This window comes from Acaryochloris sp. 'Moss Beach', assembly GCF_021497025.1.
Lineage (GTDB): Bacteria > Cyanobacteriota > Cyanobacteriia > Thermosynechococcales > Thermosynechococcaceae > Acaryochloris > Acaryochloris marina_A.
Map to the genome: position 1 here is coordinate 1,620,612 of NZ_CP071717.1, position 25,113 is coordinate 1,645,724.

The window sequence follows — 25,113 nt, forward strand, 5'->3', positions numbered from 1 at the left end:
ACTCTTGATATAAACATTGATTCTGAAAATGAAATACTCTTCATATCAGCTCAATATTCTTCTAAATATTCAGTGAGTTTCTCACCTACAACTAAGCCTAAATTAGATAAGAATTGATCTTAAAAAAACAGCCCCATATCAGTTATAGTACCCATTACAGGGCAATGCACCTACAAAAAAAAGCCCTGTCTGATGTATATTTTCTCTGTATACATAAAATATACAAATACTTAGACGAACCAGCAAAAATCTAATTTATAAAAAATATTTATCCTCTGAATTAACAACAAGACACTTAAAAATATAGACATCCATCAATCACAAATATGCAATAAATATTTTCTAATTTAATGGAATTTCAATGGTTTTTTATTTCCGTAGAGCCGTTTTAAGTTATACCGTTTTTTTCAAAGATTATTTTAAGTTGGATGCAATAACATCTCCCCTCGATAGCAAGCAGCTTTAAAGCAGAGATAGGGGAACGCAGGTTATTAACCATGAAGACCCACAATCTCATGGCTTATAAGGACTAAGCTATGATGAGACTTCTCTTCTTGAACAGAGATAGGTCACTGGTCAGGGATACTCTAAGGCCATGGAAGAGAAACTTATTTAGGGATGGCAAGTCTCATTCAAATAGCAGGCCATCATCTCCCTGTTATCGGCTCACATTATGCGTTCACCCTAATCTCTTGGAGCTTCGGTATATGTCTCTTGGTCAGCAATGGCTAGACAGGCAACCAGCCAGATATAAGTTTTGGACTAAACGCCGAAGGTGGATACGAGGGTGCATTAGTTTTTGCCTTGGCCTTTTCCTGTGGGCCTCTTTTTCCATTGGTAGTACGTCAGCACAATTCAATTCCAGACAGGTAGAAGTGCCTGATGGCTTTGGCGTTGCCATCCATTTCACCGATCCCAAACCGGGAGAGATGGAGCTGTTAGAGGCTTCTGGGATTCGTTGGATACGGGCGGATCTGGTGTGGTTACGGACAGAAGTCAAAAAAGGTCAGTACGACTTTGCTGCCTATGATCGATTGCTGGACCAATTAGAGCGCCATAATCTCCGTGCCATTTTTATCCTCGACTATGGCAACCCCTTATATGACAGTGGATTTTCCCCTCACACAGATGCTGGGCGCCAGGCCTTTGCTCGCTGGGCCGTTGCTGCCGTCAAACACTTTCAAGGGCGCGGGGTGGTCTGGGAAATGTACAACGAGCCCAATATTCTGCCCTTTTGGAGTCCTCGCCCTAATGTGCAGGACTATATCAAGCTGGCCAAAACCGTTGGCAAAGCGATCCATCGCACCTATCCTCAAGAGGTGATTATTGGTCCCGCCCTCGCAGGTAGCGTTAATAAACCCGGTCGCAAGGAATTTTTGGAAGCCTGTTTTCAAGCTGGATTACTAGAAGATTGGTCTGCCGTCTCCATTCACCCCTATCGCATCACTCGACCTGAAACCGTTGCCCGCGACTATCGCCAACTGCGATTGTTGATCGCCAAATATGCACCACCCGGTAAGCAAATCCCCATTATTGCTGGGGAATGGGGCTATCCGTCATCAACCGCCTGGCGACAAGGCAAAGTCATCGATCCGACGACCCAGGCCAAATATTTAGGGCGGCAATGGTTGAACAATCTGGCCAATGAGATTCCCTTATCCATCTGGTATGACTGGCAAAATAATGGCCCCAAGGCAGATGATCCAGAGCATAATTATGGACTCATTGGCTATTCTGACCCTAAACAGAAGCGACCAACCTATGAGGTCAAACCTGCGTATCGGGCCGCCCAAACCCTGAATCAAACCCTAGAAGGGTTTCAATTCAATAAACGACTAGACGTTGGGCGGCCCGATGATTATGTCTTGCTCTTTAATCAGGGCAACCAAGTCAAAATTGCGGCCTGGACGACGACTCAATCCCCCCACAAAGCCATCATTGCAACCAGTGCTGGTTCTTTTCGTACTCTTGATTATCTCGGCCAAAATCGCAAAACATTAAACGCTACTGCTCAAGGCTTGTCCTTATCTCTAACCGATGCGCCTCAATATCTCACCCCCACTAAGGCGAATGCCCTGCTGCAGCTGGCCGCTGCCTGGGAAACGTTGCCTTTAGAGCAGATAGTACCGGGATCTCAAACCATTGACGTGCCGCTGCAACTCAGAAATCCCCTCCCAACCCCCCATTCAAGTGAATACCGGTTCCCAAACCGCAACCATTCCCCCCTCGACAAACCCGATCCCTCGTCACCACGGTGACGCCTTCTCGTCAGGGCAAGTCACGTCCCCTACGCTTAGAGTGGCAGATTCAAGGCCTCGGTTCCATCACTCAAAGCACCCATCTGCTCCTGACCAATCCCTTAACTGCAACTGTGTTGCCCATGGGAGCTAACCAGTTAACGGTTGTTCTCCAAAACCCTGCAGGAACAGCCCTGAATGGGAGGGCAACCCTGACCAACCTCCAAGGCTTAAAGGCGAACACTCCGAGTCAACCCATTCGTTTTGCCCCTGGGGGAAACCCAGAAATATCTCAAATTCAAAGCCAGTCGGACTCAAAATACCTATCAAGCAGGATTAGAGGTGACAGAAGGGGGAAATCAGCATACCTTCCCACCTCAGAAGTTCAAGGCCGTGATTAATTTTGCCAATCTAGGCGCGAATACGATGGGTCAAGCTCTCCAAGCCGTTCCTGGAGGTGATGCAAAGGTGCGATCGCAACAGTCCCTAGCCGTGATACCGTCAGCGTCTCGGTATGCACCAACCGTGGGTCGCAAAGTCCTCAAAATTACCTATCGGTTTCAAGCTGGGTGGAAATATCTCCACCTACTGCCTACCCCTCAGTACCAATCCCGATTAAAAATTCAAGGTCAACCCCAATCCCTGGGGCTCTGGATTAATGGGGATGGGAGCAGCAATCAAATGTCCTTGCGGTATCAAGATAAAACGGGGCAAATCTTCCAACCCAAGAGCCAAACTATTACCTGGAAAGGGTGGCGATATATCACCTTCGCCCTAGATGGCAAGGATGCCACGGTATGGGGGGGGTGCAGCAGATGGGATTGTTCACTATCCCATTCAGCTCAATTCTCTGCTGGCCATCGATAATGCCAAGAAACAGACGACCGCAGGGGAAATTTATGTCGGCCAGCCAACTTTGGTATGGTGATCAATCGATAGACATATTGTGAAGGTTTGAGATAGGTATGCCCCAGGAAGCAGGAAGTCACCCTCAACACCGGATCGAATGGATTGACTATGCCAAAGGCATCGGTATTTTTCTAGTCGTTCTTGGCCATGTCCTGCGAGGTCTGGTGGATTCTGTAGGGGCAGGCTATGAGCAAGAGCTATTGGCAATAGATCAGTGGATCTATGCCTTTCATATGCCCTTATTTTTCTTGCTCTCGGGTTTATTTGCAGACCGTGCCGTCACCAAATCCCCTAGGACTTTTCTAATCGATCGATTTCAAAAGATCCTATATCCCTACTTCCTTTGGTCTGCCATTATTGGAGCCCTCAGAATTATTTCGGGCCAAAACAAAGGAACGACCCTGCCTCAATTTTTCACAGGGTTTTGGACCACCCTTTATTACCCTATCGATATCTTCTGGTTCTTATTTGCCTTATTTTTGGTCTCTACGATTTTCTATGGCTTAAGAAAGCTGCAGGTGCCCTTGCCCCTCATCCTCTTGGCCTCAAGTGTGCTGTACGGTGTGTCAGTGATTTTCCCCCTATGGATGAGTTGGGATCCTTGGCTACGAGTCCAAACCTATTCCCTCTATTTTGTGCTGGGAGCCATGGCTCGTCCGCTCCTCACGACTCCACGCCCTCCAAAAGCCCTAGGATTAGGCATCATTGGCAGTGTTGTAGTCCTCACCCTTTGCATCTATTTTCAATTTCTAGTGACCCCTGATCCCAATCCAGTCCTAGCCTTGACCGGTGTGTATGGTTGCATCTTGCTCGCTAAGTTGATCGCCCAACAGCAATGGATACCGCTCATCCAACAGTGGGGCAGTGCATCTCTCCCGATTTATGTCTCCCATACCATCGCCACAGCCACGACGCGAATTATCCTCCAAAAAGGGCTAGTCACCCATCTTTATGTCCATATCGTCTTGGGGGTCATGGCAGGATTATTGCTGCCCATGCTTTTAGTAAAAGGCCTCGAACGGATCGGTTTTCCTTATTTGTTTACGTTGGCCCGTAAAGCATAATCTTGACGGTTCGCATCAGCCCCCATGCTCAGCCTTGAAACGATAGAGAGAGCGGTCCTGTTATGACTCTTAGGGATTGGCTGCGTTCAAATGCTTGAGCCCCAAGCGCAGGGGACGAATTAGAAAATAGAGAAAATACAGGGGTTTCGGCAAAACCAGAAAGTCACGATCGTTGACATTCGGTAAACACTTGAGCCAAAAGCCATGGATAGGGCGGCGAATATCTAGGATACAGGCAATGCGATCGCGTCTCGTTTCCGTCATCTGCCAGTGCCGAATAAACTTCTGAGGCGTAAAGCTTCTTCCTAACTCATTCTCTTGATCAAACAGTCGTTGGGCAAAATCTTGCGCCAGCCGCGAGCAACCTGGATGCGCATCAATTTTGACTCGCACAACATCTGGCAGCTCGGTCCCCAGCACTTGCTGGGTCAGACACAATCCCAGCAGAACCATACGTTCACATCCCATCTGGGCAGCCCCCTGTAAAAAATGCAGCCAATCACGCCCTGGCGTTTGTTGGATACACTCGGATAAATCACAGATCCATTTGAGTTTTCGCCAACAATCTTTTGAGCCATGAATGCAGAGATACATCAATAAATCATCTGAGCCAAAGCTATAGAAAGTATGTCCTGAAAGCAATACAGGCTCGCGATTACCCCAGAGGTAATCAAACGTAAATTGAGAAGACAAAAATCGTTCTACCGTAAGGGTTTGGTGTAAATCAATCGATACGGCATCCTTGATCAACTGATATTCACTTTTAGAGTTGCGAAGCGTTAACTCCAAATCCTGATCAAGCAAATTCCACTCATAGGCCAGTTGATATCCCTCCGCAACCAGCACCTCTATGGTTTGAGCAAAGTCTTGAGGACTCACCAAAATATCTAGATCACAAAAATGTCTTAAGCTGATGCTGCCATACACAGATGCTGCTAACACCGGTCCCTTAAACGGTAAGGCTCGAATATCATGGGTCTGCAAAAGATCAAGAATCTTGAGCAAATCTCTAGTCAAGATGGTATTAAAGATGGAGATCTGTTGGGCATAAACCGTTAGATCCTTGAGAACAGCGATAGGAATCTGATCCGCCCCAATCGACTTGACCGATTGATACAACAACGTCTGGACACCGTGGGCATTAGCGAGTCGAACCAGGGTATGCCAATCAATCGAAGGCTGCAGAAGATGTAGAATTCGTGCTTGCTGATCTAGATCAATCTTCGTGCGGCAACAAGTCAGCAAGAGTTCAACTTCAGGGCTAATTACAGCCTTATTCTCAAGTCCTACAGCAGTCATTAAGTCCTTCAATATCTCATCCTAGGATTAAATATTCCCTTTATAGAGTTTAATTAGCTCTCTATCTGATAGGACAACAGTATCTTTTTTTACCTATAAAATAATAGCCAGATGCAGCATCAAATACACCCGATTGTTGAACTAAATACCGATCAAAATATTGCAAATAGAAGGATGTCAGTCTAGTAAAAATTTTGATCAGCTTACGCAACGCTTTCCGTTTTGTAAAACTGAGCAAAAAGTACTGATAGGACCAGGCCAAAGCCATGCCTGGACCACCGACAGGTCCACTCTCCACCTCTTGAAAGTGACGAAATAAACGTCGATGTCCTAAATGGGTAAATCGCGTAAAGTCATAGCGCCCCATATGCACTTGTTGCATAAAAGGGGTTTCAGCATACACTAGACCATTCGGCTTCAGAACTCGATGCATCTCTGCTACACATCGATATGGATCCACCACATGTTCCAGTACTGCCTGAATAATCACACCATCTATAGACTGATCAGCAAACGGGAGATCGTGAGCATCGCAGATTAACTGGGTCCGTTCACTGAAATAAATATCACTTTCAATCAGTTCAATATTAGATTGGCTGACCAATGCTTCCATTCCTTGTCCCAAATTGCCACAGCCAATCACTAACACTTTGGGATGGTCTGAATATTGCAAAAGCTGCTGCGTAAACTGTTTATAGTTCTGCTTAGCAACCGGATTGACATCAATATTGGGCAGTGCAGCACTGATTCGAGCTTTTACCCCATTGCCTGTTGGCGGAACAATAGTCCCTTCCTCCTCTTCAAATTCTGCAATGGAAAAAATGCTGGTGCTTTCATTCAATAGGATGGGAGCACTATTGACAACAGGAAAGATCGAAGGACAGCCAGGATTCTGACAAGACAAATGATGGTCCTGCAACTCCAGGTGGCCTTTACAAACCGGGCAGCATAGCAAAGATAGAGCAACGTCAGAAAAACGGAATTGAGAACCCATACTTGTCATTTACATATGTTGGGGTGAGCAGAGTTTATATTACGCGCAGTATCTTCACCAGACTCAACGCTCTGAAACCAATTTAATTCTACAAAATTAATTTGCAAATCCTACCTCAAACCAGAGTGGTGAGGGCTTGATCAACGGCACCGAGGCAAACCTCGGGGGCAAACTTAGTGGCAGCAGACTGCATCCCTTGTTTAGCTAAAGTCGAGGCAAGCTGTTGATCATTCAAAAGCTCACGAATAGCTGCTGCCAATACATCGGCATTACCTGGGGGTACTAATCGCCCCGATTGTCGATCTGCAATCACTTCCAACATGCCGCCTGCCGCTGTAGCAATCACTGGCTTTTGGGCTAGCTGTCCTTCAATGGCAATTCTGGCACAGGGTTCAGGCTCAGTAGAGGCATGGATGACAATATCGCAAGCTTTCATCAAAGCCGGGACATCTTGTCGAAATCCCAACCAATGAATTCGATCCGCTAAGTCATCCGTAGCCGCCATTTCTTTAATCATAGAAACATAGTCTTGCTCTCCAAACAAAGCATCTCCCACCAATAACCCATGTACATCCGGTAAAGATCGCAGCGCTTCAATAAGGACATGTTGACCTTTCCATGGAGATAATCGGCTAAAGAGTCCCACCAAAGGCACATCACCCAGACCTAATTCTTGGCGAACAGCATTTGCAGCATCAGGCGTCACTTGATCAAACCGGTCAGATTCAATCCCGTCATACATCACCTTAACTAGATCAGGACGACCGCCCACGGCGATAAAGGCATCAGCCGTTGCCTGGGATGCAACCCACACTTGAGCAGCCCGGCTATTCGCCAGAGTGATGGCTACACGGCGATTCACACCACTAAAATGCTTAGCAGTCAGGATATCTCGCAAATGCCAAACTAACGGAGGCGTCCCGATTAGCGTTGCCAAGCTAGAAGCAATAAAAGCTTTTTGAGAATTCGCACAAATGAAGTCAAATCCTTGAGAGGCTTTAGCAATCTGCTGGGCCATTTGCCACAAAGCTGGAATCGCTTTGAGAGAAGCCAAGCCACTTGATGTGCGGATAGACAACAGAGAGTCCGGTGCATTGACGACGGTAACCGACACCCCAGCCTTTTCCAGAACCTGACGAAACGGTCCATCTTCAAAGAGCAACATCTGGCTCGTTGCTCGATAGGCAGCAGCAATACTCAAACAGCAATATTCTGCCCCTGCTAGCGCACCAACGTGATTTACAAAGAGAATGCGATGCTGTTTCATATACTGTTTGACTTTGACGATATCAATAAGATTTAGAGAAGTTAGTCAGAGTGAGCAAAGTTATTTGCCTATTACCTCTTATGAGTATTCATCCAAAACCTCCTGGTAAGACCCTTGAATTTGCTGCACAATAACAGACCAGTCGTAATTTTTACGCACATGGTCTTCACAGACTTGCGGGCTCGGTAAATGACGTTTCTCTGAACAAACTTCCAGAATGCCTGACGCAATATGTTGAGGTGAATATCCCGGCAGCACTAAATCCTCACAAAAGGGCCTCAAAATTTCTGGAATCCCGCCAACAGGAGTCCCTAAAATGGGGGTGCCCGCTGCCAAGGACTCTAAAACCACTAACCCGAATCCCTCCAAAGAGAGGGTGGGGAGAATGGCTAAATCAGCAGCACGATAGGCCATCGGCAAGGCTTGATCAGGAAGATACCCAATCATCTGAACATGATTAGTGAGTCCCAATTCCTGTATGCGTGCTTTTAGAGCAAGCTCTTGTTCACCTTTGCCAGCCATCATTAATAAGACTTCAGGATACTGCTGACAAACAGTCGCCATCGCTTCCACCAAATTGTCTAAGCCCATGCGCTTGGACAATCTGCGAGCCGTAAACAAAATGAAGCGATCTTGCGGCCATTGTAAATCGGCCCTTGCCCCTTCAGGAGACACACAGGTTGCAAACCGATCAGTATCTACCCCTCCAGGAATAATCCGAATCAGCTCCTCAGGAATATCATAGGTACGATGCAGAATATCTTTGAAGGCCTGAGATAAAACAATAAAACGCTTAGCACGGCTAAATACAGCCCTTTCCATCGCTTTTCTGACTTGGAAGCCCAGGCTTTTATTGCTTTCCACAATACTTTCTAAAGACCAAGGACCATGAAAATGGAAAATAAAGGGGCGATGGTCGAGCTGGTCAAGCATCGGAACAGTGTACAGAGCAAAATGGGACACTAATAGTGAAACATCTTCCTGCTGGAGCAGCGTGCGAGCAGTTTGACGTGCCCCCCAAAATCTTTGGAGTAGAGAAGACTGGCGAGGCGCAAATGCCGTGACCTGATCGTAGGTTTGCTCAGCCACAGTGGGAGGGCCAGTGACCATACCCGCAACATCAACCCCTGCCTGAGGAAGGTATCGAGTCAAATCATAGTAGTAGCGATCTAACCCCCCTCCTTGCTTATCAGGGAACCAATCCATACCAATTTGCAAGGTTTTCATTTTGAGTCTCGCTTGTTGATCGCTGCCTCATAGGCAGCTAAACGCTGTTGAGCGATGGTAAACCAGCTATAGTTCTGGGCCTTTTGGTAAGCATTTTGTTGCAATCGGGTTAATTCTGAGCGGTTATGGATCAATCGTTCGAGGGATTCAACAATGGCCTGACTATCTCTCGCCGGAACGAGCAAAGCGTCATGACCATCTTGAACAATATCTAAGGGGCCAGGGGTCGGCGTTGTAACAGGAGCCAAACCACAGGCCATCGCTTCAATCAAGACTTTACCAAAGCCTTCCGAGAGAGTAGGAAACAACTTAATATCAAATCCTTTGAGCAGGGCAGGCAATTCTTCGTGTTGATAATAGCTGATGACGGTGAGGCGATCATGCACTTGCGGCTCAAAGTCAGCATAAACCTGTTCTGGCACACCATAACCATTGAGTTCAGTCCCAATCAAGCTCACTTCGACCTCAGGGTATTTCAGTAATATCTCATTGAGGGCAGGAGTACTATACTCTATGCCTTTACGCTGAACATAGGTTCCAACCTGAGCTATGCGAATCCGTCCATCCTCATGATATTTCAGGGGTAAATTCAGAAAATAATTCGGTAATCCATTGGGAAAAACATAAGCGGTCTCCGGATTAACGTGTAATTGGTTCACTGCATACTCAGCATCCACGCGGTTCAGAAAGAAGGTTAAATCCGCACATTTTAACGACTGAGCGATTTCCCACAATTGAATGCTGCCCCGGTAAAGGGGATACTTCCAACTCAGATCCAGGTTCCCCAGGGCTGCATCTTGCAGGCGTTCTTCATGCTCTAAATGATCTAAACCATGGCTTCTAGTAACTAATAAGGGAGGGGTTGGCGTTAGACGACGGAGCAAACGTGCCCACACCCAAGCATCCCCGGTAGAGGCATCAATGACATCAATCTTATTTTGTCTCAGGATTTGAGCAATCTTAAGGGCAGTCATCTCAGGAAAGACGACATCTTTCAGCCTCATAGATAGCCATGGAGGTAGGTCATCAAAAGAGTATGTATAGACTTGATGTCCTAGCTCTTGATACTTTTCTTTGAGGTTTAAGGTACTCCCTGCAGCGCCTGAATTCGGATCAAGATATTCATGGAGAATCAACAGGATATTCATACTCTGTTTAAGTAATTAGAAAAGATAAAAGATTAGCACTGAAAATAGAGATATCTAAAGCAAAGAATATTTCACCAAGTCGGCATTTAAATAATTACGGTCAATGTAACGTACAAAAATAGATATCATCCTTCTCTATATCAAATCCAAACCTTTGACGTTCCTCAGAACTGAACTCTTGCAAATACGGCATAACCGAGACACAAAATCCAGCTTTTTCTAAGCGATCTTTATAATCCAAGCCATAGACACGTACATGATCACTTTGGCCAAAATGTTGCTCTCGTTGCTGTGGATCGGTGATGCTCCAATCTTCATAGGTTTGCTCTCGTAAGATGGGAACTTGAATCACAGCCCAGCCTTCTGGCTTCAATACTCTTGATAGCTCGCCCATAGCTTTAGCATCATCTGGAATATGTTCCAAAACGTGTGAGCAATAGATGATGTCAAAACTGTTATCAGGGTATTGAATATCGGTCAGATCCATTTTGACCATTGCCGAGTTATTCAAATCTGCCGTTAAATAGTCAATCGACTCACATTGTGAAAATTTGTCTGATAAGCACTCTTCGGGAGCAATGTGCAGCATCTTTTTAAGATTGGCAGCAAACAAGTTCGTTTTTTGCCTAAAAAATAGCCACATCATTCGATGTCTTTCCAAGCTACTACAGACAGGACAGATGGCATTCAACCGAACCTGAGTTGTACCCATCGGCTTGAAGAGACGCACATTGGATTGGCAAATTGGACAATGATGCTGAACTCCAAAATACAAGGTCTTTTTAAGAGTTTTAACGATGGGCATAGTATATTAACATCCTAGGATTATTGCTGCACAATGTAGTGAACTTTATAGTACTTATAAGCGGCTATACCCAGACTCAGAAATGTCCAAACGATTAACCCAGGAATTTCTGGAAAATATTGGCCTGTCAGCATCATTGGCAATAAGCCCACACAAAGAATTTTGATGGCGATGAGAAAATTGTCCCGGCTCGGTGGTTTAACCGTCACTATTTTGGCAATCAGCATAAACACACCCACAAAATAGATCATGGTGCCAATTAAACCGAACCATAACAGCATGGGTAAAAAGGTACCGTCTCCACTACTAATATTGCTAATGGATTCTAGGTAAAAGCCAAAGCCTTTACCAACCGGGTTAAATACAATTTTCTCAAATAAGTCAGAAAAAGCTTCTGCTCTAAGGTTAAGGGCTTCATCACTTTCTAGAGACTGAAAACTTGCAAATCTCTGACTAATACGCTCATTCAATTCACTCACTGACAAGACAACAATGAGGATGCTCGAAAAGGTTAAGGTAAGTAGACCAAACAACTTAGACTGCTGCTGTGGGCGCAGTGTCGTAATATACAAGCCCATCACCAACAACAGACAGAGCCATGCGGTTCGAACCACGCCAGCTAAAAGGGTAATCGCTCCAAATAAAAGCGCTAAATACTGAGTCCAACCCAGGGGTGGGCAAAGGGATAACAAGACCCCTGTAACCATGGGAAATGACAACTGGTGAGCCGCTGAGGTGGTACTCCAAACCCGAATCCCAAAGGGTTCAGGGGTACCTCTAGCTTGGATGCCGGTAAAAGTTAAATAGAAACGATCCCAGTCGGGGGCGACGACATATTGATAAAGCCCATAAATGCCCATGACAATCACGGCATAAATGAATATTTTGTAAATTGCTTGGCATAATTCAGGATAGTTTTGCCAGTGAGAGTATAAATAATAACCAAATACAATTGGACAAATAAATCCAAGTGCTAAGTCAACCATTGAAAAGTCCCGAATGGGGTTATTCGCGAGACCGACTAACACACCATAAATCACCGTACCTAGGCATAGAATAAAAGGCAATCCGACAGACTTTAGTTCTCTGGGAAAGCTCTTAATACAGTTGGGTAAAACAATTAAGCTAACCAGTTCTGGGGTTGTGTAAAACCCTCCCATCGTATACTCACCCGCCTGAAAATCAATGATGCGACGAATCAGGCTACTGAGAAACCACAGCCAAAATGTATAGGCAATATATAGTCTGGGACAATATTGGTAGAGGTAGATACCGACCGCAAGAGCGCAGACGGGGTAAATCAGCACTAGAAATCGGCCAGCACCGATGAGAAAGAAGAATATCAGCAGGCCAATTAATCCTCCAATCGCTAACCATCCATACTTTTCATAAGGACTGGGTTTAAGGCTAGCAGTTGAGAATGTATCCATAAATAAGCGTATTCAGGCCGATGTCTAATAGTTATAGAGTATCTAGTCAAGATAGTGTGAAAGTTAGGGGTGACGATACTAGGCCAGCAAAGGTTGCATGCGTTGGTGAATATCGAAGTGAGATTGGACCTGAACATCGCCCATTCCTCTTTACCAATGTACTCACTAAGCATCTTGGGTGCCCAATGAAGGACAACTTTTGCAGACACGCTCACGCCATACTTTGATACCCACGACATTGATGCAGTTCACGACTCATGCTGTGCCACAGTAAGTTCGCAAGAATCATCGAAAGCAAAACACGTGACATCCATCATTCTTAGTTTTTGATAACCTGCAGTCTCCGATGTGGTGAAGTAGCAGTTTCAGCAATCTCAAAATATCTCTGAGATGCTAGGCCAAGGGTTAAGAAACTCCAGAAATAAAATCCTAAGGTTGCCATCAGCACATTATTAAAGGCAATAATGCTAATAGTTCCTATAACAAAGGCCTGTGAAAACAAGGAAAGATAATCTTTCGGACTTGAACGACAGAGCTTCAAGACTAATGCCAACAATCCCACTACATAAGGGAGAATACCTATCCAGCCAAAATAAAATAAGTAGATAAATAGAGGAGCATCAACAATATTGAAATCCCCTAAATCTAAAGAGCCAGCCAATCCTACTCCGACAAATTGAGATATTGCTGAATCAAAATAAGTGTTATATAAATCCTTACGAATATTAACGCTTATATCATCATCATATGAGAATAGACTTAACAGTCGAGAAGCAACCTTGTCATATAAAACATCGTTCGTGAGTATTAAGACAGAAGTCATGATAATTAGAAGCAGAATAATAGCCAATATACGGAATTTCATCCTGCTCTTAATTCTGAATAAGAAGATTGCCAGGGTAATAAAAAAGCAGAGCCATGCAGCCCTTGCTTGACTAAGCAACAGTCCTAACCCAGTTAAACTTAAAGTAGGAATACGTAATGGCCAGTCAAACCTATACAGAAGGATCATCAATCCAATCAGTATAGTCGTTGCAAATGTTTGGAAATCAGTTGTTCCACTCCAAATCCTGATAGCGAAAGCTTCTGGCAAGCCATAGGACCACTTTTCTACTGAGTTTAGCCAATGGATATCCCAGCTCGGTGCAAAAATGAACTGGAAGATACCATATATTCCTAAAACAAGTGATCCCCATATTATTGTAGTTTCTATAACTGATTTATAAGTCGCATATCTTTTCCAGTTTAGGTATATATGTAGTCCAAATAATATTGGTCCAACCAAAGCAGAAAACTGCTCAATCAGAATGAAGTCTTGGGGTGGGTTTTTAATGAGAGAGATGAATAAGCTATAAAAAGAAGCAGATAAAGTGAGTAAAAAATGGCGATAATTCCTTATATGGGATCTGAGTTGAATACTGTATCAAAGTGAATACAGAAATTAACGTTACTGAATTAGCAGTAAATGTCAAATAACCATGATTAATAGAATTAATTTTAAAATCAATAAAGCGCTGAATTCCTGGCGAAACAAAGTGCATCCAGAATGTAAATCCTATATACATACCCGGATGTTTAAAGTATAAGTATGTTCCTAGCAAAATTGCCGTCACTGGCATTATTTGCATTGAGTATCTTGAAAAGCCAATGGTGAGAATAAGTACCAGAAATAGTACAAAAGCAATAATCAATATCCATGCTTTTCGAGATTCTTTATCAGTATTATTTTGACACTCTTTAAGAGTATTCATGACTCAGGAAAATCTATTTTTTTATTTTATTGACTTTTAATATATGCTTAAATATATTTTTTCTGTAAATACAAATATATTTATTTCATAAGATAGGTGTATTCAAGATAGGGTCAATATTGCCGTCAGCTATCTACCGTTCGAGAAATAGGTAGGTCAGCCCTGAATTCCTAATATAGTAAGGCAATAAGTAGTGAATTAAACTAACCTTTTTTACATTTTCAAGAGAAAATTTTAGCCAAATCATTATATATGCTGACTCTCATGAGCGCTCATTCATCTCACAAATCACCAGTGCTGTTAGATATATTTAGGCAAATACTTTAAATAGCAAGATTCCATTTTTAAAGCTTCTGCACAGATTTAGACTCTACATCTCGCAGATAGTACATTTCCTTAAAAGCTTTACTTGAAAAAGGTTACAGATCTTATTTTCAATCGTTTTTTTTTCACCCGTAAAGATCCCACTGCCTGGATAAACAGATCAACAACTCTCTCAGAACTAGCTAAAAAAGCAATACAGTTTAATTGGCTTTCTGGGGAGGGAAAGGTATTTGGATGTAGAACTAAGATGCTAAGTCTTATTTAGAAAAAACATTACAAGAATGCAATAATCTACAAAATATAGGTTAAGCCCTATCACTTGAATCATCTGGTCTCATTTCTAACCAGAAAAACCGAGAATTTTAATCAGTCTTAAACAGTATTCTCACATCTGGCTGTAAATACTAATTAACTGTTGTGTGAGTTGATTGATGTTGAAGTGAGATTGGACATGGGCACGACCGGCCTGTCCCATCTTGCCCCAACGTTCCGAGTGATCGATGAGATAGATGAGTTTTTCTGCGATCGCATCCGAGTCTCGCTCCGGCAATAGAAACCCCGACACATCATGTTCCACTAATTCTGGGATGCCACTGTAGTGGGTACTCACCACTGGTAATCCCATCGCCATGGCCTCCATCAACGCCACTGGGATTCCTTCCTGATCCCCCTTTTGACCCGTCACACTGGGAGCCAGTAATAAGTGAGTCTGATTTAAAACATCAATGACTTCATCTTGTGATTTCCATCCCAACAACTCGACCATAGAGTCTAGGTCGAGTTCCGTGATCAGTTGTTCTAAGTATTCACGTAAAGGGCCATCACCCACAATGGAGTACTTTAGAGGGTAAGAACAATTTTTGAGTTGTGCAATCGCACGAATACCGTACTCAACACCTTTCTTCTCAACCAAGCGAGCGACGGTTGTAATCTGCACAGGCTCATCCTCCTGGAGTTGTCTGGCAATCCACAGAAACTGTTGACAGTCAATGCCCATATGATGAACTGCAATTTTATGAGCGGGGCACCCCAGCTCAATTAATCGCTCTTGCCAGTACTGGCTAATCGGTAAAAATTGATCACCTTTGATAAAGAGTTGCCGATAAGCATCCACCCCGGCCTCTTCCAGATACTCAGTGATATCCCAAGCATGAAATGTTGTGCACAGCTTACCCTGAACAGCGCCAATTTTCTGCAGTTGTGAGCCTAAGATGCCTAGATGTCCAAAATGACAATGAACAATATCATAGGTGGGACGGTTTTTGAGGAAAGGAACAACAGCATAAAGCAATCGAAACGATAGGGCTTGCTTACCATAGCGCCAGATATTGAGCGATCGAAAAATCAACACAGGATCCGTCAAACAGCCCTTTAAAAAAAGGAGAATCCCCTTCAAACTTCTCAAGAGGTAGTTTGAAGGCATCAAGGGATAATACTGAGTGCAGTCCAAAAGCTGATATTTTTCAACATCTGGGTGAACTGTCGTTACATTCTGAGGGCGACTGGCATATATATCTATACTGTGTTTTTCATCAATAATATGCGTAATCTGATTCAGGATAAAAGTTTCTGATATAGATGGAAAAGCTCCAACCAAAAAAAGCAATTTTCATATAAATATGAGCAAGAATAAATAACTATTGATTGAATGGCTTTTTTAATGTACTTATACTTCAGGATTGGCATGATTAGCTTGTTTTTTGCTTTAAGCCCATACCGTTTAACCTTCTCTTTCAAGCTAATGCGTGGAACTTCGTCATAAGCTAAGTCTTTGGCTAACACACAATGCACGTACTGGTTTTTTCGATCTAAATCCGGGTAGTTAAAATACTGTAATTTGAAATTTCCATGCGCCGCCCATTGGATTAAATCACCAATTTCAATCGTTTCATCGATGACTTGCAGCTCATCAGGATTATATTGATGTAGATATCTCTGATATTCAGGACTAGGGTACGTTAAAACAACGACAGCGTTCCCCGTTGTAATGCGGTCTAAATTGGCGAAAAACGATTCATAGTGGTTGGGAGGAAGATGCTCAATCACATCCACCATAGAGACTAAATCGACGGGTTGCTGAATCTTCTCTTCAACTTTTTTAAATTCATTAATAATATCAACCTTCAAAAAAAGTGATATTTTCATTTATTACGGTTTTCTGGGCATAGGCAATATTTTTTATCTGCAATATCACAGGCCCAAATATGCCCTGTCTTGATCTTGGCTCCAATTTTTTCTGATACCAGTCCGATACCACAACCAATATCCAGGATCTTGCTATCGGGTCGGGTATATTGCCCAATCAGTTCTACGGCTTTATCTATGCGCGGATTACCATACAGTCGATAGTTCAACATCCGCGTATCGCGAAATTCATTGTAGTAACTTCTAACTTGTTCTACGTTGTTGGTCATTAAGATGTCCTATGTTGACTTGCTTGAGTTGACTAGTGGTCGAGCCACAACCAGATAAACAGCCGAATTTTCTTGACGTTGTTCAGGTGAATAGGAGCTGTCTAAACAGCGAATGACTTGTTGCATCAATACAGCAAATACTCTTTTAAAAGGACTTCTAATCTTGGGGATTAACGCATCTTGAACCAGGCAGGCTGAAGCGGCTGCAAATCCCAACACTCCCGTTATTTCGACAACTTCCCAGTGGCAGTCCATCAACAGTTTTTGGAGTCCTGCTCCAGTCCAACGCCAATAATCCGTCGGAATAGGATGATAGGGCCAATAGCCATGGGTAGACAAGAGTAATAGGCCATCTGATTTGCAGACTCGATGGGCTTCAGCTAAATAAGCGGCTGGAGATTCGACATGCTCCAATACTTGGGTCGAAATCACTAAATCAACACTGTTGTCACTGAGGTCAACACTGCCTGTATCTGGGTTGATGGCTAAGTCTGCCATGGGATTACTCGCTAAGTCAGCACCCAAATATTGCTGAACCGTTGGTGTGAATAAACTACGATAGGGCATCGTGCCACAGCCCATATCTATCGCGGTTAAGTCATGATGCTGTTGGTGCAGGGGCTGGACATGGTTCTTAATCGTTTGCTCTAGGGCCTGACGAAGCTTAATTAAGATATAGTAGCGATCGCTGGTCCAGGACGGGTTAAGACGAGGATCATCTTCATTGATAGGGTCGATAGGATGATCAGTTACAGTGGTCATGCGAATTATCCCCCTCTCCACTAAGCAGTTTTTAAATCAGACATTAATTGTTTGAGATCCCATAGGATGTTTCTGCCTTTTGGTAGAGCCACTAAGGTAGTAAAAAAACTCATGATAGTGACCAAAAAGGCAAGACAGCATCCCCAGAAAGGCTGAGGCTGAATAAGATACCGTAGCGTCCCTAGAGCCAGGATAGTGCATAACGTTGAAAAGCCAAGCGGCGCCATGGTTACATAGAAGTCTTTCGTTTTGACAGGGCCATGTCGCCCGACCACAAAGAATAATAAGGGCATCGTGATACATAGGGCGATGCTGGAATAAGAGATGGCCACGCCCAGGGCCTGCCAGGGCAATCCAACCCCAAATGAGAAGATGGTAATGGTAGAGCTCAAAAGTCCCCATCGGAATAAATCATCCGTTCGATCTTGAGTAATAAATAACCAGCCTACAGAATTGGCAATGGGCCGCATGAGTCCTGAAATGCCCAGCAATGCGAAGATAGCACTAGCACCGAGCCACTGTGAGCCTAACAAAATCTGGATCAGCCAATCCGATGCGGCGATCATAAATAAGATAATTGGCAAGGTCAATAACATCAGTTTTTCTAAGATGCGCAGATAGACTTGTCGATATCGACTAGGACTATCCACTAAGCGGCTGAGCACAGGGACGGCCACGTTGGTAATCGGGGCGTTAATTTGGCTAATTGGCAAGAGCAAGAGTTGATAGGCTTTGGCATAGAGTCCTAATTGTTGCGAGCCCCAGAACTTACCAATTAATACGTTGTCCAAATTGAGAGACAAGTAGTTCACAATGCTGAAGCCGGTGATATTGCTACCGAAGACCATGAGCGATCGCATCTCGGTATTCCAGCGAGGTAAACCCGGCACCCAGCGACAAGCAATCCAAATCCCGAGGGTATTCACGCTAATCGTGACTAGAGACAGGGCGATGAGTGACCAATAGCCCCACCCTAGCCACACACACAAGAAGGCCGCACTCACACCAGATAGCTGTGCAAAAACATCATTGAAGGCTAGGGCGTTGTAAGACATCTGCCGCTGAAGTAGAGCAGTATGTTGCACCCCTAAGCCCCCCATGACAATGCCACCCGCTAAAGCAATGGTAATTAGGGTCAACCTCGGCTCATTATAAAATCCGGCAATCAAGGGCGAGAGGCAAGCGGCAAGAATAGCAACCCCTAAACTAAAGCTCACATTAATCCAGAACAGCGTACTGACCTGCTCATGATTGATATCTTCTTTCTGGACCGTCGCCATAGATAGGCCTAGATCTTTGAAGATCGTCACAAACCCCATGACTGCGGTCACCATCCCCACCAAACCATAGTCATTCGGGGTTAAGAAACGCCCCAACACGACATTGGCCACAAGGGTCAACGTAAATTTCAACCCCTGAGCAGCGATGGTGGTCGCACCACCTCGAACAGCTCGTTGCTTTAAATTTCCTTGCAAATGCTTCGTACTGAAAAAAGCATCTGCAGTATGATTAGACTTTCGAATACGCAAGGGTTCGGCCTGATTGATCGGTCGACAAACTCACTTAAGCTTTTAGGTAAGCATAGTTCTTATGGGTGGGACTCACGCCATTTGCCACTAGACCAATCACATTCAATTTCTTATGAGCAGAAATTGCTTGTGATAACTCTAACCGGGTGACTTGTTTCATTCGACCCACCATCACAACACCATCGCATCCTAAGCCGATAGGAATGGTATCTACGACGCCCAACACTGGAGGACTATCAATCAAAATCAAATCATAGTTATTTTCAAAGCCTTTGAGAACATTTTGCATCCGTTCTAAACTCAATAGCTTTACTGGATCTGCCGATAGAGGTCCAGCGGTCAACACATCAATACTCAGATCAGACGGAGGCAGCGTTCCTGGATCTAGCTCAGACTCATCCCAACGCATATAAACCCATTGTGGGGTAGTCTGTAGCTCCGCCAAGGTGACATCTCCATTGAGGAGAGTCGATAATCCTTGATGGTTATTCAGGTTAAACATGTAGTGCAAGCTTGGATTTCGCAGATCTGCATCAATCACTAAGACACGTTGATCTAACCGAGCAGCACTAATTGCTAGGCCTAAGGCCAAGGTAGATTTACCCTCTCCAGTCCCAGCTGAAGTAATCATCAAAGTTTTATAGGGGTTTTTGGTTTGTAGCAGCTGGATGTTGGTATAGATTAAGTCCAGGGATTCTCGCAGGGGTTGCCATTGAAATAGTTCTGGCGTAGTAAAGGTGGGGCTTTGGGTTTCTGTTAAGGGCAGAATGAGAGAGTCTCGCAAGTCAGAGGTAGAGAGTTCAGGGATAGCGCCCAGTAAAGGCAAGGGGAACTGATTACCTAAATCATCTGAGTTATGAAACTTATCGTCCATTGCTTCGCGCACAAAGGCCGCGATGCCACCCAGAAATAACCCCACGACTGCTCCCAACATCAAATTGCGTCGGGCGTTGGGACTAATTTGAACCCCCTGCTGGGGCGCTTCTACCACTTGCCAATCAAAGCCATCCCGGGCAATCTCTAATCCCAGCTCTTGGCGGGCTTCTAGAAGCTTCTGCAACGTCCCCCGTCGAGTAGAGACTTCTGGTTGTAGGCGGTTGAACTGGGCCAATAACTCAGGATATTGCTTGAGTTCAGTCGTTAACTTTGCTTCGGTTTGCGCTAAGCTGCGATCGCGTGCTTGCAAACTCTGCAAGCTTTTCTGAAGTTCACTCAACTGCCGAACCAGGGATAAGTCATTGTCCCCAAATTGGCCTGCATTGAGTTGGTTCTCACTGGTGGGCAACTGACCCGCATCATTCCCCAATACCCGACCCACTTCCTGCTCTAATAGAGCCAATTGATCTCGGCGCTGATTGAGTAAATTGAAAATGATGGGATGATCTTCCGTCAAAGTTTGGCGTTTTTGCGCTAACTCTAATTCAGTTTGCTGAATTTGATTCAACAGAGACTGATACCGAGGCGATTCACTTAACCGAGCCGATGTTCGAGCTTGATCAGGGGCTAACTGAATCTGCCGCTGCACACTGGTAAAACTGGCATAGGTTTCTCGGTATTGAGCATCTAAAGCCTGTCGTTCAGTTTTGATCCGGTCTAAAGCAGCGGATGCGGTTTGGGCTTGTGTAGCAGGGTCAATCACATTGGTGCCACTGCGAAAAGTCTTCAGGGCAGCCTCTGCTTCCAAAACGCTGCGGCGAACTTCTGGCAATTGCTTATCAATAAACGCCAAACCCTTGGAGAGACGGAGCTTCTGCTGTTCTAGGTTATAGAGTTGATAGACAGATAAGACTGTTTCTAAAATCTGTTGGGTTTTTTCAGGCTGAGTACTGATGTAACTGGCGGCCAAGACCTTTGTTGCGACCTTTCCTTTACCCGTTCGATCTGGACCATATACAGGACTAAAAGACAAAGATGATCGTAGATCCTCAATGGTGATATTTGGATAGTCTGTTTGTAGCCGTTCAACAGCCCTAGACAGAACTTCAGCCCCCGTCAACACTTGCAGTTGTGTCGTGAGATCCACTTGAACATTCGGATCAGCAAACCGATTCTCTGCGGTCTTCGGCCCTAAACCATTCGGTTTGGACTGATAGTTGGACTCCACCAAAAGCTGCATCGTACTTTGATACAGGGGTTGAGTTTTTAAAGTCAGGAAAATAGAGCCTGCCAAAGCACCCACAAAGGCACCTAGAAACCAAAATTTCCGCCGGATTAAGATCGAAAGCAGATGCCCATAGCCCCAGTCTTTGTCAATGGTTTGGGCAATCAAAGCATCTTGTTGATGCGCAAGCTTATTAGGGGGTTTGTATAAACTGCTTTCAGTCACAATCTGTATTTCAACTTATAGAAGGAACAAAAGAATTTTGATTAATCGTTTGAGCGGGATAAATTTGGTTAATAACTTGATGGATTTTTTGAAAGAAGACGGGTTCGGAAAAGTGTGACAGGGCATGGTTTCGAATGTATTGATAGTCCCATTCGATCTGTTGCGATCTCACGAGTGCTGCCTGCAGAGATGAGGCTGTTTGTTTATTGAAAAACACACCTGTCTGGCCTGGAACTTGGGTATCGAGTACACCACCCGCACCAAAAGAAACCACTGGCGTTCCGCTGGCATTTGCTTCAACGGGAACCAAACCATAATCTTCTAGGGCTGCCACGACCACTGCTTTAGCTTTGGCCATCAGATGACAGCGCTCTGCATCAGAGATATATCCTAGAAATTCGACGTTTGATTTAGCTCGACGTTCTAAATGCTCCCGTTCCGGGCCATCTCCCATAATCTTCAAAGGCCAACCCAACTGATTAAACGCATCAATAATAACGTCAACACGCTTATAGCCTAACAATCGGGCAGATACCAAGAAAAAATTTTCTTTTTTGGTCTGAAAAAGAAAATTTAGAATTATCAATTGGATAGTTGACTACAATCGCTTGCTTACTATAAGTCGATTGGATGCGGCGGGCGACTTCAGTAGAATTAGCAATATATAGATCGGGCTCTTGAGCATAGGCGAGATCAGCCTTCCTCATGATCCGAAACATTTTCTCGATAAAGGGGTAGAGATGCTGATAGTCTGCATACTCCCTCAAATAAGTTTGGGTGTCCCACAAGAAACGAGTGATGTTATGACAAAAGCAGATATGTTTTGCATCCGGTCGGGTTCGCACTGCTTTAGCAAAGCTAGTGCTACTGCTAATGATTAAGTCATATTTCTGTAAATCCAACGCTCTAAAAGCTGGATAATAAAAAGGAGCCAACAGCCTAAAATACTTGGTTGCTCCTGGCAATTTCTGTAAAAGAGTTGTGTGAACGAGCCGATCGCCCAACTCTATCGTTTGTTGTGGATCGTATAGAGAAGTGAATATATCTGCACTGGGGAAGTGACGACATAACAGCTCGAAAACTCTCTCAGCGCCTCCGCGTTGGGTCAGATAGTCATGAACTAGGGCAATCTTCATAATTCGTTCGTACTTTAGCTGCTACTTCACCAGGACCCTTTGTTCAACTTTTAGAAATCACACGGATGTGGAGGAATAGGCTCGGCAATATCATGAGCTTGACGATACAACACTTCGTAAAAGGATACCCTAAACATGAGAATTATTGCTTTATAAAGATGACAGAACCCAATTCAGTCCATAGCATAGCTACTTCACTGTTCACTGCATGGGTTGTCTATTCTATAAACTTCAATCTCAATATTCACTGAGGAAAAGAACCCAGAAATTCCAAATTTTTCTTTTAGTAATAGTCACTCAGTTAAAGCGTGAGGGAGAATGATATTTCAGAGTATTGTAAGTAAGTGAAAGTCTTGGGAACTGGACTTAATTAGCCCACTTGCACCCCAGCAGGTTAAGTATAGCGTGGCATTTTTCCCCTCGCCAGATAATTTAGGAAGTTTTTCGCTATTATTGGTTACCGATAGTTCTGAGCCTGGGTTTCAAACATCGATGCATAGACCCCATTTAGATCCATCAGAGTAGTATGATTGCCTTCCTCAATCATGTGACCTTGTGACATCACGTAAATATAGTCCGCCATCTTAACCGTCGACAATCGGTGACTAATCAAAATGGCGGACTGATCTTGTATGAGTTCCCGAAACTGTTGGAAAACCTCATACTCAGCTTTGGGGTCCATTGCACTGGTTGGCTCATCCAGAACAATCACTTGGGAATCTCGAAGAAAGGCACGAGCCAAAGCGATTTTCTGCCACTGCCCAATACTGAGTTCTTCTCCCTGATCAAACATCTTGCCTAAGACAGTATCGTACCCTTGAGGTAACGACTGGATCACTCTATCGGCCCCGGATAGTTGAGCCGCCGATCGGATTCGATGCTCATCGGCAGGTCTCTCAATATTCCCTAACTGGATATTCTCTCGGGCAGTGAAATGGTATTTAGCATAATCTTGAAAGATGACGCTGATATGGCTTTTCAGCTCAAGCTTGCTAAAGTTTTTGAGATCAATCCCATCAATTGTGATATTTCCTTCAGTAGGATCGTAAAGCCGACAAAGTAGCTTAATTAATGTCGTTTTGCCAGAACCATTCTCCCCCACTAAAGCAATGACTTGTCCTGGCTGAAGCTTGAGAGAAACATTGTGAATAGCTTGACGCTGGGTCGTTACATATTGAAAGCTCACATTATTGAAGGCAACTCCAGTGGCTAAACTCCCTGGAAAAGGCTGCGGGCATTCTGGCTCCAAAACTTTTGATTCTATATCTAAAAATTCGTATAGATTCGCAAGGAACAAATTATCCTCATAAAGTCCAGATAGACTTCGTAACAAACCCTTCAGACTATTTTGGCCTTTTTGCAGTGCCTGATAGTAGAGAACTAAATCCCCTAATTTGAGCACTCCCAACAAAGTTTGTTGGACCATATAGACAAAGATGGCAAATACAAACAGTCCTGCAATTACCTGGGCTCCAAAAAAGGCAAAGGATCGTTTGGAAACTATGCCTACTTTTTCTTTATAGATTATTTCCCGTAACTGGGAATATCTGTGTTTGAAATGTTCTCCTAAGTTAAATAGACGAATTTCCTTGGCAAACAAATCGCTGGTTTGTAACCACCCCAAATACATCGCCTGCCGTTCCAGCTGAGTACGACGACGCTTCCAGTGGTACATCACCCCTGCAAACTTCATCCGCACCAACACAGTCGGAATAGCAGCAACAAACAAAATCCCCACAATGCTCCAATGCAAGGCTAATAACAATCCCAACATTGCGATCAGTGAAATTGAACTTTGCCCGGCCAAGGCTAACCGATCCAGGATACGGGGAGGGCGATAGGGAGCCTCTTGTTGTGCCCGCTGCAAGGCATCATAATACTGGGCATTTTCGTAATACTCTAAGTCGGCTGAAATAGATTTAGAGTGGATAATGCCCTGCATATAATCCGTGACCCGCTGAGCATGAGCAATGGTAACCAAGTCCGATAGCGAGGCAAAGAAGGTCGTACTAATCGTCAAGCAAGCGGCAACAACCAATAAAGGAACGATATCGTTGATCGCTGATGCCCGGTTAGAGAGTGCTAAGCTAATCGTCACTTGGTCGACAATCAGCTTAGTCATATAAATGGAAAATAAGGGTAGGATACCCTGAATGATGACCAAGCCAATGCGCGCCAAAGTCCAGTTAGGACCGCTTTGCCAAACCAATTTCAAAGCTGGTATGAAGTGCAAGGGACGTTTGAATCTTGCTTTGATAAATCCAGTCAGCATAAACGGCCATTTGACAATGCATAGTGCAGAATTATCCTAACGCTGTACGAACACACTCAGCGAGAGAGGTGAAAAACATGGCCAGCCCTAGTCAAAATCCTGGGTCATAGGATGGAGCTGATCTGCCAGATCGTTCACATTTCAATAATGAGGTCGAAGTCTTAGGGAGACTGCCTTACACCCCAGAGAAGCAAAGTCGTCATCCATATGGCTAAGCTG

Annotated in this window: 20 protein-coding genes and 1 pseudogene; 4 read left to right on the plus strand and 17 right to left on the minus strand. The window is 44.3% G+C overall.

The features are described from left to right. The first annotated feature begins 707 nt into the window (after positions 1 to 707). From HRE53_RS07460 to HRE53_RS07475, 4 genes are all read left to right on the plus strand, one after another. Complete coding sequence (locus HRE53_RS07460) at positions 708 to 2,258, plus strand: cellulase family glycosylhydrolase (RefSeq protein ID WP_235109762.1); 1,551 nt, start codon at positions 708 to 710, stop codon at positions 2,256 to 2,258. Then, positions 2,255 to 2,638: a hypothetical protein gene (locus HRE53_RS07465; protein ID WP_235109764.1), complete on the plus strand. Its 384-nt coding sequence runs from the start codon at positions 2,255 to 2,257 to the stop codon at positions 2,636 to 2,638. The genes HRE53_RS07460 and HRE53_RS07465 overlap by 4 nt, the downstream gene beginning before the upstream one ends. Further along, positions 2,580 to 3,104: a hypothetical protein gene (locus tag HRE53_RS07470; RefSeq protein WP_235109766.1), complete on the plus strand. Its 525-nt coding sequence runs from the start codon at positions 2,580 to 2,582 to the stop codon at positions 3,102 to 3,104. Before HRE53_RS07465 ends, HRE53_RS07470 begins: the two co-directional genes overlap by 59 nt. Positions 3,105 to 3,202: 98 nt before the next feature. Further along, positions 3,203 to 4,210 (plus strand): acyltransferase family protein, encoded by a 1,008-nt coding sequence (locus HRE53_RS07475; RefSeq protein ID WP_235109768.1) that lies wholly within the window; start codon positions 3,203 to 3,205, stop codon positions 4,208 to 4,210. Between the two features lie 69 nt (positions 4,211 to 4,279). Here HRE53_RS07475 and HRE53_RS07480 read toward each other — a convergent pair whose 3' ends face one another. The 17 genes and pseudogenes from HRE53_RS07480 to HRE53_RS07565 all read right to left on the minus strand — a co-directional run bounded on the left by HRE53_RS07480 (position 4,280) and on the right by HRE53_RS07565 (position 24,894). Beyond that, positions 4,280 to 5,509 (minus strand): nucleotidyltransferase family protein, encoded by a 1,230-nt coding sequence (locus tag HRE53_RS07480; RefSeq protein ID WP_235109770.1) that lies wholly within the window; start codon positions 5,507 to 5,509, stop codon positions 4,280 to 4,282. Between the two features lie 61 nt (positions 5,510 to 5,570). Then, entirely contained in the window at positions 5,571 to 6,503 is a 933-nt protein-coding gene (locus tag HRE53_RS07485) for a methyltransferase domain-containing protein (protein ID WP_235109772.1), read from the minus strand. A gap of 115 nt (positions 6,504 to 6,618) precedes the next feature. Further along, entirely contained in the window at positions 6,619 to 7,770 is a 1,152-nt protein-coding gene (locus HRE53_RS07490) for a glycosyltransferase family 4 protein (protein ID WP_235109774.1), read from the minus strand. Positions 7,771 to 7,848: 78 nt separating this feature from the next. After that, positions 7,849 to 8,997 (minus strand): glycosyltransferase family 4 protein, encoded by a 1,149-nt coding sequence (locus HRE53_RS07495; protein ID WP_235109775.1) that lies wholly within the window; start codon positions 8,995 to 8,997, stop codon positions 7,849 to 7,851. Further along, positions 8,994 to 10,145, minus strand: a complete 1,152-nt coding sequence (locus tag HRE53_RS07500; protein WP_235109777.1) for a glycosyltransferase family 4 protein — start codon at positions 10,143 to 10,145, stop codon at positions 8,994 to 8,996. Before HRE53_RS07500 ends, HRE53_RS07495 begins: the two co-directional genes overlap by 4 nt. 100 nt (positions 10,146 to 10,245) lie before the next feature. Beyond that, positions 10,246 to 10,791: a class I SAM-dependent methyltransferase gene (locus HRE53_RS07505; RefSeq protein WP_235109779.1), complete on the minus strand. Its 546-nt coding sequence runs from the start codon at positions 10,789 to 10,791 to the stop codon at positions 10,246 to 10,248. Positions 10,792 to 10,970: 179 nt separating this feature from the next. After that, complete coding sequence (locus HRE53_RS07510; protein ID WP_235109781.1) at positions 10,971 to 12,380, minus strand: hypothetical protein; 1,410 nt, start codon at positions 12,378 to 12,380, stop codon at positions 10,971 to 10,973. A gap of 319 nt (positions 12,381 to 12,699) precedes the next feature. Further along, positions 12,700 to 13,665 carry an O-antigen ligase family protein gene (locus HRE53_RS07515; RefSeq protein ID WP_235109782.1) on the minus strand — a complete coding sequence of 322 codons (966 nt, stop codon included), beginning with the start codon at positions 13,663 to 13,665 and terminating at the stop codon, positions 12,700 to 12,702. 64 nt (positions 13,666 to 13,729) lie between these two features. Then, a complete protein-coding gene (locus HRE53_RS07520) occupies positions 13,730 to 14,131 on the minus strand; it encodes a hypothetical protein (protein ID WP_235109783.1) in 402 nt (133 codons plus the stop codon). Between the two features lie 709 nt (positions 14,132 to 14,840). Beyond that, on the minus strand, positions 14,841 to 15,806 hold the full coding sequence (locus HRE53_RS07525; RefSeq protein WP_396133420.1) for a glycosyltransferase: 966 nt from the start codon (positions 15,804 to 15,806) through the stop codon (positions 14,841 to 14,843). 203 nt (positions 15,807 to 16,009) lie between these two features. Next, positions 16,010 to 16,600, minus strand: a complete 591-nt coding sequence (locus HRE53_RS07530; RefSeq protein WP_235109785.1) for a hypothetical protein — start codon at positions 16,598 to 16,600, stop codon at positions 16,010 to 16,012. Further along, entirely contained in the window at positions 16,597 to 16,869 is a 273-nt protein-coding gene (locus HRE53_RS07535; RefSeq protein WP_235109786.1) for a hypothetical protein, read from the minus strand. The genes HRE53_RS07530 and HRE53_RS07535 overlap by 4 nt, the downstream gene beginning before the upstream one ends. A 9-nt stretch (positions 16,870 to 16,878) precedes the next feature. Continuing rightward, complete coding sequence (locus HRE53_RS07540) at positions 16,879 to 17,631, minus strand: class I SAM-dependent methyltransferase (RefSeq protein WP_212662890.1); 753 nt, start codon at positions 17,629 to 17,631, stop codon at positions 16,879 to 16,881. A 20-nt stretch (positions 17,632 to 17,651) separates the two neighbouring features. Beyond that, a complete protein-coding gene (locus tag HRE53_RS07545) occupies positions 17,652 to 19,160 on the minus strand; it encodes a lipopolysaccharide biosynthesis protein (RefSeq protein ID WP_235109787.1) in 1,509 nt (502 codons plus the stop codon). Between the two features lie 34 nt (positions 19,161 to 19,194). Further along, complete coding sequence (locus HRE53_RS07550; protein ID WP_212662892.1) at positions 19,195 to 21,486, minus strand: polysaccharide biosynthesis tyrosine autokinase; 2,292 nt, start codon at positions 21,484 to 21,486, stop codon at positions 19,195 to 19,197. 10 nt (positions 21,487 to 21,496) lie between these two features. Next, positions 21,497 to 22,622: pseudogene (locus HRE53_RS34880) on the minus strand (glycosyltransferase). Between the two features lie 457 nt (positions 22,623 to 23,079). After that, on the minus strand, positions 23,080 to 24,894 hold the full coding sequence (locus HRE53_RS07565) for an ABC transporter ATP-binding protein (protein WP_315876422.1): 1,815 nt from the start codon (positions 24,892 to 24,894) through the stop codon (positions 23,080 to 23,082). Positions 24,895 to 25,113 lie beyond the last annotated feature (219 nt).

Bases quoted from the DNA above. Each gene is read 5' to 3' on its own strand.
- HRE53_RS07475 (WP_235109768.1), top strand. From the start codon at position 3,203: ATGCCCCAGGAAGCAGGAAGTCACCCTCAACACCGGATCGAATGGATT.
- HRE53_RS07540 (WP_212662890.1), bottom strand. From the start codon at position 17,631: ATGACCACTGTAACTGATCATCCTATCGACCCTATCAATGAAGATGAT.
- HRE53_RS07520 (WP_235109783.1), bottom strand. From the start codon at position 14,131: ATGAATACTCTTAAAGAGTGTCAAAATAATACTGATAAAGAATCTCGA.
- HRE53_RS07510 (WP_235109781.1), bottom strand. From the start codon at position 12,380: ATGGATACATTCTCAACTGCTAGCCTTAAACCCAGTCCTTATGAAAAG.
- HRE53_RS07480 (WP_235109770.1), bottom strand. From the start codon at position 5,509: ATGACTGCTGTAGGACTTGAGAATAAGGCTGTAATTAGCCCTGAAGTT.
- HRE53_RS07565 (WP_315876422.1), bottom strand. From the start codon at position 24,894: ATGCTGACTGGATTTATCAAAGCAAGATTCAAACGTCCCTTGCACTTC.
- HRE53_RS07485 (WP_235109772.1), bottom strand. From the start codon at position 6,503: ATGGGTTCTCAATTCCGTTTTTCTGACGTTGCTCTATCTTTGCTATGC.
- HRE53_RS07495 (WP_235109775.1), bottom strand. From the start codon at position 8,997: ATGAAAACCTTGCAAATTGGTATGGATTGGTTCCCTGATAAGCAAGGA.
- HRE53_RS07500 (WP_235109777.1), bottom strand. From the start codon at position 10,145: ATGAATATCCTGTTGATTCTCCATGAATATCTTGATCCGAATTCAGGC.
- HRE53_RS07530 (WP_235109785.1), bottom strand. From the start codon at position 16,600: ATGAAAATATCACTTTTTTTGAAGGTTGATATTATTAATGAATTTAAA.
- HRE53_RS07505 (WP_235109779.1), bottom strand. From the start codon at position 10,791: ATGATGTGGCTATTTTTTAGGCAAAAAACGAACTTGTTTGCTGCCAAT.
- HRE53_RS07460 (WP_235109762.1), top strand. From the start codon at position 708: ATGTCTCTTGGTCAGCAATGGCTAGACAGGCAACCAGCCAGATATAAG.
- HRE53_RS07535 (WP_235109786.1), bottom strand. From the start codon at position 16,869: ATGACCAACAACGTAGAACAAGTTAGAAGTTACTACAATGAATTTCGC.
- HRE53_RS07490 (WP_235109774.1), bottom strand. From the start codon at position 7,770: ATGAAACAGCATCGCATTCTCTTTGTAAATCACGTTGGTGCGCTAGCA.